Origin of the sequence: Brevibacillus formosus (assembly GCF_003013405.1) — a bacterium.
GTDB classification, from domain to species: domain Bacteria; phylum Bacillota; class Bacilli; order Brevibacillales; family Brevibacillaceae; genus Brevibacillus; species Brevibacillus formosus.
Genome location: NZ_PXZL01000001.1, coordinates 444,480 through 456,628 on the forward strand (window position 1 = coordinate 444,480; position 12,149 = coordinate 456,628).

The window sequence follows — 12,149 nt, forward strand, 5'->3', positions numbered from 1 at the left end:
CGGGTCCAAATCAGTGTTGCGCCATAAACAGTATACGAGTATCGTTTAAATAAGAAAAATGAATGTTTGTGATGATTTTCATGAATCAGATTCATGTAAAGGGGGAGGAAGAAGAGTGAGCTTGAACAAGTTTGAGGTAGTGATCACTGTCATAGAGTCGGGCAGCTTAACCAAAGCTGGAGAAATACTAGGTCTAACACAATCAGCGATCAGCCATACGATTGCGAGTCTGGAGCGGGAGTTTGGCTTCACCCTGTTGACCAGAGGACGGTCAGGTATTAGCCTCACAAGCAATGGGGAGCGACTGCTTCCATTCATGCGCGAGACCTTGCGCTGTCATGAACGGATGAAACAAGAGGTGTTTGCCATCAATGGCTTGGAGGTCGGGACGGTGAGAATTGGAACGTTCACGAGTGTATCCACACAATGGCTTCCGGGAATCCTCAAGCGGTTCCAAGACCAGTATCCGGCGATCGAGATTAAGCTGATGGAAGGGTATTACGATGGAATTGAGAGCTGGATTCAAAGCGGAGAGATTGATTTCGGCTTCGTCTCCTTACCGACAACAGAGGATTTGGAATGTATTCCTTTGAAAAAGGATCAGATGTATTTACTGGTGACAGAGGAACACCCGCTCTACAAAGAGGAGCGGGTGCATGTGAGCCGATTAGCCGAAGAGACATTTATCATGCCAAAGACGGGCTGTGACAATGATATACAGCGCTTGCTGGCCCAGTATCAGATTGAACCGCGCATCAAATATGAGGTGGGAGATGATCACGCGATTATTGCGATGGTGCAAAATGGGCTCGGGATCAGCATCCTTCCAGAAATGATTTTGTTCCGCTTGCCTGCAAATATCCGGATGATCCCGCTTGAAGGGGAGCATTATCGTTCGCTCGGGGTGGCAGCAACCTCTTTTTCCAAGCAGTCACCGGCTGCCAAACGCTTCTTGCAGTTTGTAACCGATTGGGTAAATGAGCAGCAAGCGTAATTCAGACAGACAAATCGCTCCTGACTTCCTTCGCCAGCGGCTGCTTTCGAACAAAGGGCAGGTACAACAAGAAAAACAACGCAATCGCTACTCCTTCCAACGATACGATGTACCACGGATACGGGCCTAAAAAGTCAATCAGACTGGGATTGTCCGGTTTGCGCGAGACAAATAAGTAATTTCCACCCGTCCATTGGTTGACGAAAAGTGCGACGAGCAAGAGCAGGTTTAAAAAGCCCATTGTTTTCCAAATCGAACGGACAGTCGGACGGTAGCCTTCTACCCACGTCATGTACAGGCAAGCAAGGACGATTCCCGCGTGAGCTACAAAAAAATGCACAAAGCGAAAATGCGGAAATGGATAAAACAACTCGGGGGTAAGCAATGCCTGCATAGCGCCGCCAATCCCGGCAAAAAACGTAATCTCATACAGCCCGTAGCTTCTTGTCATCAGCATCACGGCAGAAAGCAGGAGGGTCACGCTACACAGCTGCAAGGGCAATGTGTAAGCAGACGTCCAGCTGCCGGTATAAACATGCCAAAGCTGATAACAAACCTCTGACAAAAGCAAGACACCAGCAAGTGCGTAACGAGTGGCGAGTCGATTTGCCGGGGCTTGGAGCTTTTGCCGAAATAAATAGGTGAGCACGACCAGACAGAGTACAAGAATCAAGGTGATAACGTGAGAAGGGGAAAACAGCCGAAACGGCTCCCCTGTCAAGACAAGTGAAAAATAGGATGAGGTCATGATGATCTCCTCTTTGTTTATTATTTTTTATATTTGAAAATTCACGAAATTTTAACAGATAGCTATATGTATGATATAAATCTTTGGTTATAATATAAATAGACTACGTTACATCATTGAGAGGAGATATAGTCTTGAACTTAGTGCTCACGGAAAAAACATGCAAGTCTTGTCAGGCTCGCTTGACTGAGTATGAAATCGAGAACAATGGTGCACTCTGCATGGAATGCTTCAAGGAAGAACAAAGCGAGTAATAGTAACAGCAAGGCATACGGCAACTGACTGTCTACTGCTATCTAATAATAGACCCTTTCAATCAGGCCCTCTCTTTTCATAGAGAGGGTCTGATTTTTATTAGGCCTTATTCCGGGAGCGGAATGATGAGTTCCATTCTTCGGCTGCCGTCTTTCATGCTAGTTTCAAACAAGATCAGTGTCAGTGTGCTGTTCGGCTCTGCTTTTTTCACTTTCAGTGTATGGGTAAAATCTCCCCAATCAGGAGCAGCGGTCGTAGCCTGCACGAAACCTTGCGTTAGCTCGTTATGACCATCTTCTACGACATAATTGAGTACAGCTTCGAACACGCGCGCCTGTCCCTTGATTTCAAACGTGTCCTGCCCGGTTTTCTTCACAGTGACATTGCGGAAAATGTCATTGGCATAGACAGTCTCCTGTTGAGCTGGTTGTTCCGTTAATGGCTTCTCAGGCGTTGTAGGTGGCTGCGTGGTTATAGGCGGCTCAGAAGCAGGTGTCTCGGGCTTTGCTGCAACGGGTGGCTTCTGTTGTTCTGTTGGAGTGGAAGGGCTATCTGTGCCACTCGTGCATCCTTGCAGCAAGCCGATCGTCAACAGCAGCAAAAGCATTTTTTTCATGGTATCCCTCGATTCTGTCTGGTATGAGATGGTACCTACAAATAATAAGACGTAAAAACAAATAATAGTGTTTCAGGTGGATGAGTCTTCCTGCGTAAAACTGTGGTAGAATGGAGGGGAAGTAGCAACCATTATTCCTAGAAGGCTGGTCTGATAAGAATGGAACAACAGACGTTTCGAGTGGAAAAAGACTTTCTTGGCGAGAAGCAAATTCCAGTAGATGCTTATTATGGCGTGCAAACGATGCGAGCAACGGAAAACTTCCCAATCACCGGGTATCGTCTTCATTTTTCCCTCATCAATGCAATGGCAATGGTAAAAAAAGCAGCTGCGATGGCAAATATGGAAGTTTCCAGATTGAATCCGCGGTTAGGAAATGCGATTGTTGCTGCGGCGGAAGAAATCATGCAAGGAAAATGGCATGATCAATTTATCGTCGATCCGATCCAGGGCGGAGCAGGTACTTCTATTAATATGAACGCCAACGAAGTGATTGCGAACCGCGGTCTTGAGATGCTTGGTGAGAAAAAAGGCGATTATTTCCACTTGAGCCCAAATACACATGTCAACATGTCTCAGTCTACCAATGATGCTTTCCCGACAGCGATTCATATTGCTACACTCACCCTGTTGGAAAAGCTGCTCGCGACGATGGATAAGATGCATGATGCATTTGGCCAAAAAGCAAAAGAATTCGATGATGTCATTAAAATGGGCAGAACGCATTTGCAGGATGCGGTTCCGATTCGCTTGGGCCAAGAATTCGAAGCATACCGTCGAGTGCTTGAGCGCGACATCAAGCGTATTAAGCAATCTCGTCAGCATTTGTACGAAGTGAATATGGGAGCGACTGCGGTAGGAACGGGTTTGAATGCTGACCCTCGCTATATTACAACAGTAGTCAAGCATCTTGCCGATATCACAGGCTTCCCGCTGACAGGTGCAGAGCATCTCGTGGATGCTACACAAAACACAGATGCGTATACAGAAGTTTCAGCCGCACTAAAGGTTTGCATGATGAATATGTCTAAAATCGCGAATGACTTGCGTTTGATGGCATCAGGACCTCGAGCTGGACTGGGAGAAATCTCCTTGCCAGCACGTCAGCCAGGCTCCTCGATTATGCCAGGAAAAGTCAATCCTGTCATGGCAGAACTCATCAACCAAGTAGCCTTTCAGGTCATCGGAAACGACCACACAATTTGTTTGGCATCCGAGGCAGGTCAGCTAGAACTGAACGTTATGGAGCCTGTGCTTGTCTTCAACTTGCTGCAATCGATCAGCATTATGGACAATGCATTCGATGTCTTTACGCGTCACTGCCTGGAAGGAATCGAAGCAAACCGCGAGCGCATGAAAGAATACGTAGAAAAAAGCGTAGGCGTCATCACTGCGGTGAATCCTCATCTCGGATATGAGACTGCTGCACGCATTGCCCGCGAAGCTATTTTGACAGGAAAGTCTGTACGTGAGCTGTGCTTGCAACACAATGTACTGACAGAAGAAGAACTGGATCTGATTCTCGATCCGTTTGAAATGACGCATCCAGGTATTGCTGGAGCATCCTTGCTGGATCGCGACTAAACCAAAAACTCCCGCGCTTTGCACATGCGAAGCAGCGGGAGTTTTTGCTTGCAAAAGGAAGGATTTGCGCTACTTTTTCGGAAGCTGATCCAAGCTCTTGAATTCATAGCCTTGCTTGCGTGCTTCATCGATCATCATCCCGAGAGCCTCTGCATTGTCTTTGGAGACAGAATGAAGCAGAATAACAGCGCCGGGATGCAATTGGGCCATCACGCTATCATAGGCATATTTTGCCCCACGCTGGACTTTGGTATCCCAATCTTTATAGGCGACCGACCAAAAGACATTGGTATAGCCCAAATCTTTGGTTACAGCAAGGGTGCGATCACTGAAAATTCCTCTAGGAGGTCGCAAGTAACGCATGTTACCTTGTCCGGTCACTTGCTGGACCGCATCGCTTACTTTCGTCAGTTCATCTTTGATTTTTTGATTCGATACGGTCGTCATATCGGGATGGCTCCAGGAATGGTTGCCGATCAGATGTCCCTCTTGTGCCATTCGCTTTAACAACTCGGGCTGTTCCTTCACAAAATGACCTGTCACAAAGAAAATAGCAGGGACTTTTTTTGCGAGAAGTGTGTCTAAAATCTTTGGCGTAAAGCCATTCTCATAACCGTTATCAAACGTCAAGTAAAGCTCTTTTTTCGTGGTATCCCCTAAAAAAACCGCGCCGTGACGATCCACAATGCCTTTAAAACCTTCCTCATTGATAGAGGGTAATTGTCCATTCTTGCTCTTTTTAAAACCAAAATGGTACGGGTGATCTGGTGAGGCCATAATCGAGTCAACTGACAACGCACTTGTAAGCAGCAAGCTAATCCCGATCAACAAGCTTTTGATCCATCGTCTTTTCAAAAACGAGCTCTCCCTTCCGAAGCGAAGTCATGATGTAGGCAAGTCGATTTCCTCAAAAGTTTGTCCAGTCTACTTCCAAATATGTAAACGTTACGTAGGCAACAGTAGCTTGTTAGGTACATGCGTAACTGCAATGACAAGGTGTGTAAAAGTCTACTGTGTGGAACGGGACAACTGTCCATACATGAAAAAGAAACTCTTCATATAGTATCAATGTCGACAGTAAACCTGTTGGCAAATGCTGCCAAGGGATCATCTATACCCAGGAGGTGTGGTTAACATGGACGAATGGTTGGAGCAATTACGTCAGGCACTCGGTGAAGGTGCAGAAGAAATGGAAGTAAAAATCGAATACGAGGATGGTACTACGAAAAAATTATACTTTGGCAATAATGACGACGATGAAGATGATGAAGAAGATGAAGACGGAGACTATGCCGGAGAAGACTCCGATGACGAAGAATCCGATGACGAAGATTCTGACGACGAAGATTCCGATGAAGCCTAATTGATTCTTATAGGTGTGGGAAAAGATACGCTTTCATGCGTATCTTTTTTCAGTTGTATTCTGTAATATTAAACATATTTCAAGATGAGGATGGAACAGAAAATGAGCTTTCAAGTGAGCCATCAATTGATAAAAGAATGGTGTGGTCGCCTTTCTTATGAGAGAGGAAAGGCCTTTTACCGTTCTGGGAACGTGCTCGTGGAGCATTTTCAACCGGAACCTGCTTGGATCAAAACGACAGTGAACGCAGGGAAAAATAACTATCAAGTCACCATTGAACTGGACGAGTCTGGTATGGCAGCCGTGTGTAGTTGTCCTACTTTGGCGTCGTACGATCAATACTGCCAACATATCGCAGCCTCGTTGTTAACCATGCGTGATCTGCAACTAGACGAGCATCCTGGCAGCTATTCCCCTTCCTTTGCAACGAAACAAGAAGGCATAACAACACAGCCTGATCCCCAACTAACAGAAGGACTGTTCGGATTGTTCGTGGACCGACCGATTCGGACAAGCCATAATCGCGTGTTGCTAGATTCACGAACAACGCTTGCCTTGGAAATCATATGTAAAATCGTACCGTACGGCTTTCGCAAAAGCATGATCGGAATAGAGCTGAGGCTAGGGCCAAAGAGATTGTACATCGTAAAGGACATTCGCGCGTTTTTAGACCGGGTGGATAAGCAGCAAGTGTATGGTTTCTCTAGCCAATTTACCTATGATCCAAATTTGCATCGCTTTTTGCCAGAGCATGAAGCCATCCTTCGTGAACTTGTGCAAATTTACCGCACGGAAAAAATTTATCGAGAGACTGCAAGCTACCATTATCAGGAACAGAAGCATGTGGGTGGGGAACGGGTTCTTCTAGTTCCACCATTTACCTGGGAGCGATTATTTGCTTTGCTACTTACAGCACCATCTGTTCACATTCAGCATCATGACCAAATGTATTCAGCGTTTGCCTGTATAGATGAGCCGCCGCCGCTCCACTTCGAATTTAACCAGACAAAAACCGATCAATATCAGCTGGAAGTCCTAGGATTCAAGCAAATCACTGTCTTGGAAGCTTACGGATTGTTGCTCGTAGATGGCAAATGGCACAGACTGCCAAAGGAACAATGCCACAGTTTGGCAGAGCTGAAGCACTTGTTAGAATCTCACAGCAGTGAACGGATTCACATTCCAGCAGAAAAAATCGAGCCATTCATGGTGCAGATTGTTCCGGCTTTGATGAAACTGGGGAACGTACAAATTGCAAAGGCCGTCTCGGAACGAGTCGTGCAATTCCAGTTAAAAGCCAAGTTGTATTTGGACAGGGTAAGAGACCGGCTGCTGGCGGGGCTTGAGTTTCAATATGGCGATATCGTCATCAATCCATTGGAAGGCTATGAGGGAGGCGGGCAGCGTGGCAGTGAGCTGATTTTGATGCGCGACGGGGAGAAGGAGCGGCAGATTTTAGAGCTAATGGAGGAAAGTGCCTTTACCCGAACGGAAGGAGGGTACTTCCTAGATGACGAGGAAGCTGAGTATGACTTCCTTTACCACGTCGTCCCTAAGCTGGAAAAGCTGTTAACGGTATTCGCGACCACTTCCGTAAAAATCAGGATTCAGCCTCTCCACCTACCACCAAAAGTAAAAGTGGATGTCGATGAGCGAACAAATTGGCTGGATTTTCGTTTTGATATGGATGGGATACCCGAGTCAGAGATTCGAAGTGTTATCCAATCGGTAGAAGAAAAGCGCAGATATCACCGGCTGTCAAATGGAGCGCTTCTGCCGCTTGAGACAAAGGAATTTGAGCAAATCAATCGTTTCCTGGACGAGATGGGCATGCAATACGCTGAGCAAATGGGAAGTGGTTTTCAACTGCCTGCTTTTCGGGGGCTGCGCTTGCTTGATATACCCATGCAGGGACAGTCTGTTCAGCTAGGCAAATCGTTGCGCCAGGTTTTGGAGAATATGCGTAACCCTGATAATCTGGACTTTCCCGTACCCGAATCTTTGCAGGGGATACTTCGAGATTATCAGAAGTTTGGCTATCAATGGATGAAAACACTGGCACACTACGGCTTTGGGGGAATTCTCGCAGACGATATGGGGCTGGGGAAGACATTGCAAAGTATTACCTTTCTTCACTCCGTTCTGCCCGAAATCCGAGAACAAAAGCTCCCAGCGATTATCGTGGCTCCTGCCTCTCTTTTATACAATTGGCAAAATGAAATCAAAAAGTTCGCGCCAAATATCCGGAGTGTTATTGTGGATGGCACGAAGGAAGAGCGGAATCAGATCGTAAACGAGCTGTCAGAAGTCGATGTGCTCATTACTTCATATCCGCTCTTGCGTCGTGATCATGCCAAGTTCGAGGAGCATTCCTTCCACACCTTGATCTTGGATGAAGCGCAGACCTTCAAAAACTATGTCACCCAAACAGCTCAGACAGTCAAACGAATAAAAGCTAAACATCGCTTTGCCCTTACAGGAACACCTGTGGAAAACAGAGTAGAGGAGCTGTGGTCTATCTATGATGTTGTTTTCCCAGAGCTTTTTCCGGCACGAAAGGAATTTCTCGACTTGCCGCGAGATACGATTGCGAAACGGACGCGTCCATTTTTATTGCGCAGGCTCAAGGCGGAGGTGCTGAAGGAATTACCGGCCAAAATTGAAACACTCCAAAGCGCAAGGCTGTTGCCAGAGCAGAAAAAGTTGTATGTCGCCTATTTGGCGCAGCTCCAACAGGAAACAGTGAAGCACCTGTACAATAAAGGCTTTCAAAAAAATCGGATCAAAATTCTCGCAGGCTTGACGAGACTGCGCCAGATATGTTGTCATCCAGCCCTGTTCGTCAAAGAGTATGACGGAGGGTCAGCCAAGCTCGAACAGCTATTCGAGATCATCGGTGAATGCAAAAACGCTGGGAAGCGCGTTTTGCTCTTTTCTCAATTCACGGAGATGCTGGGGATAATCGGACGCGAGCTGGGGTATCATGGTGTCCCGTTTTTCTATCTGGATGGACAGACACCAGTAGCAGAGAGACTGGATTTGTGTAACCGATTTAACGAGGGAGAGCGAGATTTGTTTCTCATGTCTTTGAAGGCTGGGGGAACAGGATTGAATGTGACGGGTGCGGACACCGTAATCTTGTATGATCTGTGGTGGAATCCCGCCGTCGAACAACAGGCGGCTGATCGTGCCCATCGTATCGGACAAAAGAACGTCGTCCAAGTGATCAGGCTTGTTGCAGAGGGAACGGTCGAAGAGAAGATGTACGAGCTGCAACAAAAAAAGAAAAACTTGATCGAGGAAATCATTACACCGGGACAAGAGGCAATCTCTTCTTTAACCGAGCAAGAAATACGTGAATTACTGATGATTTAATATGAACAGCTTGACTGTCGCTACCATGCGAGGGGTCAAGCTGTTTTTTTGCGAGACTATACCCCCTGTGCGAATAACGAATTGGCTGACTCCCAATGATATTTGTCCGGTTCGAGAAAAGGACATAGCGAATAGCTTATGGAGAAGGACGAAGGCATCACCACAGAAGTGTGGGGGGAATGGAATGGAACAATATGTGATTAAGCCATGGGATACCCGAGAAGGGAATGTGGAAACGCCGGCTGACTGGGATTTGACAGTGCCACCGGAAGTAGATGCGATCGCAGAACAAGTGATCAAAGAGTATGACATGTCGGTGAAGAGTCGTACGCTCATTACTTCCAAGCCAGACAAAGGCGGGGCTATTTGGCGCATCGAGACAGATAAAGGTCCGCGTAGCCTAAAGGTACTGCACCGTACGCCTGAACGTAGTCTCTTTAGTGTGGCTTTCCAAGAATACGTCGTTAAACAGGGGGCAAGGGTACCAGCCCTGATTCCTGCCCGAAATGGTAGTCTTTATGTGGAAAAGGGCGGGAAACTCTGGATTGTTACCGATTGGATTGCCTTGCAACCGGCAACAAAAGTAGATTTGGTAGGCGCCCAAGAGCTTTGCTACGGTCTCGGTGAATTCCATCGTCATTCAAAAGGCTATGTTCCGCCCGCAGGAGCCAAAAACTCTTCCCGTTTATATCGTTGGCCCAATCATTATCAAAAGATTGCCAAAAAAATCGGATGGATGAGGGAAGTAGCGAAAGCCTACAGTGAAGCCCCAGCAAGTAAATCCATTTTGGCGGTCGTTGATCACTATGAACAGCAGGCATGGGCAGCCTTAGAGAAATTAAAAGCGTCTGCCTATCCGAAAATGATCAAAATGGGAGAGGCGCACTGGGGATTGGTGCACCAAGATTACGGCTGGTCAAATGGGCAAAATGGTCCCGGAGGGCTTTGGGTCATTGACCTGGATGGCGTGTCGTACGATTTGCCGTTTCGGGATTTGCGCAAGCTCATAACCAGTACGATGGATGATATGGGCGTCTGGGATGTTACCTGGATGCGCGGCATGATCGAAGCCTATCATAAGGCAAATCCACTGGATCGCGAATCGTTTGAGGTGCTCTTAAATGATATGGCAGTACCAAACGAATTTTATAAGCATCTCAAAGAGATGTTTTATGATCCCGAAATCTTTCTGTCTACGGAAGCGGAAGGCATTCTGCAGCGAGTTTTGACGGGGGATAAAACGAAAGATGCTGCTTTGGCAGAGCTCGCAAAAGACATCAGCAAATATCAACCGGGCAACTATGACCAAATAACGGAAGTGGTTGAACCGCAAAGGTTGGCATCCGGTATCAAGGAGTTCATACCTGGTGCGGTATCCACTCCAGCAACAGAGTCTTTGGTCGAGGAACCGAAAGACAAAAAGTCTACCAAGATCAAGGTGTCTAAGGATAAAGAGTCCAAGGTCAAGGTATCCAAGGATAAAGATTCGAAAGTGAAGGGATCTAAAGACAAAGAGTCCAAAGTCAAGGAGGCTGCAAGCGATAAGGTAGCCGCTTCACTTCCGACTTCCCAGCAAAAGCCAGTTACACGGGAAGAAAGCCAGCAAAAAGGGGCAGAGGCAGAACAAGGTGGCACTACCCGCAGAACTCGAATTGCATTTTCGGGAAATGTTCCTTTTACGCCATCAGCGCCATTCGCTACAGGTGAACCACGAAAACTCGTTCGTCGAAGCAAAAAGCGGGGAACCAGCTCTGCCGTTTCAAAAAACAGCAGCAAAAAGTCGAGTAAGCTTCAAAGCAAAGTAAAGATATCTATCGAGGTAAAGACCAAATCACCAAAAGCAAAACCTGCAAGTCAAGCAGAGAAAAACAAAAAAGCAACTGTGTGGACGTCTAAACAGCAGTCCCGGACCGACACTTCCAACAAGAACAAGAAGGTTGCCAAGGCGGCGAAACTAAGCCGTAAACTCATCAACAATCAGTTGAAGAAGCAGCGTCCAAAATCAAAAAAGACAAAAGGCAACTAATGTAAGAAGTCGGAACGGGAAAGGAGAATACGGATGAAAGTTATCATGGTCTGTACAGAAAAATTGCCAGTCCCTCCTATACGAGGGGGAGCGATCCAGACTTATATTGCAGGGATTGCAGATATTTTAGGGAGACATCACGAGCTGACTATCCTGGGAACGTCGGATCCCACGCTACCGCAGGATGAAAAAGTTCACAATACGCGATATGTGCGAGTAGATGGTCAAGGTGTGTTCGAGATTTACGCACGCGAAGTAGCCGCTTTCCTGAGTGCGAACCACTATGATGTCATCCATGTTTTTAACCGACCGCGAATGGTTCCCATCATTCGTGAAGTATGCCCGAACGCACGTATCATTCTAAGTATGCACAATGATATGTTTGATCCGGTAAAAATAGGGCAAGCGGAAGCTGCTAGAGCCGTTGCTGAAACAGAACGCATCATTACCATTAGTGATTATGTCGGCCGAGTCATTGCCTCCCTGTATCCCGAAGCCGCTAACAAGCTTCGTACGATTTATTCAGGTGTGAACTTGGACACATTCGTTCCGGTAGAAGGATCCAAAACGGCCCAAAAAATTCGTCAGGAACTTCGGGCGACGCACAATCTGGGCAACAAACAAGTGATCTTGTTTGTAGGACGATTGACGCCGAAAAAAGGGGCCGATATTCTGGTTCGTGCGATGAATGAACTCCGCTCCTACCATTCCAACATCGCTCTCGTTTTGGTTGGAGGGTCCTGGTACGGTGAAAATAAAATAAGTGATTATGCAGCATATGTACGCTCATTAGCGAATCGTTCGCCTGTTCCGGTTATTACTACGGGCTTTGTTCCAGCAGATCAGATTCACCACTGGTTTTGGACGGGGGACGTTTTTGTCTGTCCTTCGCAATGGGAGGAACCACTGGCTCGTGTCCATTATGAAGCAATGGCTGCCGGCCTGCCTTTTGTCACGACAAAACGGGGTGGAAATGCTGAGGTGATCATCGGAGGCAATGGACTGTTGGTCGAGCAGCCGGAGGACCCTCAAGCGTTTGCTGTACAGCTAAAACAATTATTGTCTAGCCGCGACCTCCAACGACAAATGGGGAGAAACGGACGACAGCTTGCCGAGCAAAGATTTACGTGGGATCGGGTCGCAAGAGATGTGCTAGACGTATGGAATAACAGAGGTAGGTAAAACCAA

At 46.9% G+C, this 12,149-nt stretch carries 9 protein-coding genes; 6 read left to right on the forward strand and 3 right to left on the reverse strand.

The window, feature by feature from the left end; genetic code table 11:
* The first annotated feature begins 115 nt into the window (after window positions 1-115).
* Window positions 116-994 (forward strand): LysR family transcriptional regulator, encoded by an 879-nt coding sequence (locus C7R91_RS02080; RefSeq protein ID WP_047068128.1) that lies wholly within the window; start codon window positions 116-118, stop codon window positions 992-994.
* 1 nt (window position 995) lies between these two features.
* Here C7R91_RS02080 and C7R91_RS02085 read toward each other — a convergent pair whose 3' ends face one another.
* Entirely contained in the window at window positions 996-1,742 is a 747-nt protein-coding gene (locus C7R91_RS02085; RefSeq protein ID WP_047068126.1) for a YwaF family protein, read from the reverse strand.
* A gap of 361 nt (window positions 1,743-2,103) precedes the next feature.
* Window positions 2,104-2,613: a Gmad2 immunoglobulin-like domain-containing protein gene (locus C7R91_RS02090; RefSeq protein ID WP_047068124.1), complete on the reverse strand. Its 510-nt coding sequence runs from the start codon at window positions 2,611-2,613 to the stop codon at window positions 2,104-2,106.
* Between the two features lie 159 nt (window positions 2,614-2,772).
* Here C7R91_RS02090 and aspA point away from each other — a divergent pair, with 159 nt between their 5' ends.
* A complete protein-coding gene (gene aspA, locus C7R91_RS02095; RefSeq protein ID WP_047068122.1) occupies window positions 2,773-4,197 on the forward strand; it encodes an aspartate ammonia-lyase in 1,425 nt (474 codons plus the stop codon).
* A gap of 69 nt (window positions 4,198-4,266) precedes the next feature.
* Here the strand turns inward: aspA and pdaA are convergent, their stop codons facing one another.
* On the reverse strand, window positions 4,267-5,052 hold the full coding sequence (gene pdaA / locus C7R91_RS02100; protein WP_047068120.1) for a delta-lactam-biosynthetic de-N-acetylase: 786 nt from the start codon (window positions 5,050-5,052) through the stop codon (window positions 4,267-4,269).
* Between the two features lie 280 nt (window positions 5,053-5,332).
* Here pdaA and C7R91_RS02105 point away from each other — a divergent pair, with 280 nt between their 5' ends.
* From C7R91_RS02105 to C7R91_RS02120, 4 genes are all read left to right on the forward strand, one after another.
* Window positions 5,333-5,560, forward strand: coding sequence for a hypothetical protein (locus C7R91_RS02105; protein WP_047068118.1), 228 nt, complete (start codon window positions 5,333-5,335; stop codon window positions 5,558-5,560).
* Window positions 5,561-5,662: 102 nt separating this feature from the next.
* The gene (locus C7R91_RS02110) at window positions 5,663-8,935 is read left to right on the forward strand and encodes a DEAD/DEAH box helicase (RefSeq protein WP_047068116.1); all 3,273 of its coding nucleotides are present in this window, start codon (window positions 5,663-5,665) and stop codon (window positions 8,933-8,935) included.
* A 184-nt stretch (window positions 8,936-9,119) separates the two neighbouring features.
* Window positions 9,120-10,961, forward strand: coding sequence for a CotS family spore coat protein (locus C7R91_RS02115; protein ID WP_047068114.1), 1,842 nt, complete (start codon window positions 9,120-9,122; stop codon window positions 10,959-10,961).
* Window positions 10,962-10,994: 33 nt separating this feature from the next.
* Window positions 10,995-12,143, forward strand: coding sequence for a glycosyltransferase family 4 protein (locus tag C7R91_RS02120; RefSeq protein WP_047068112.1), 1,149 nt, complete (start codon window positions 10,995-10,997; stop codon window positions 12,141-12,143).
* Window positions 12,144-12,149: the final 6 nt, after the last annotated feature.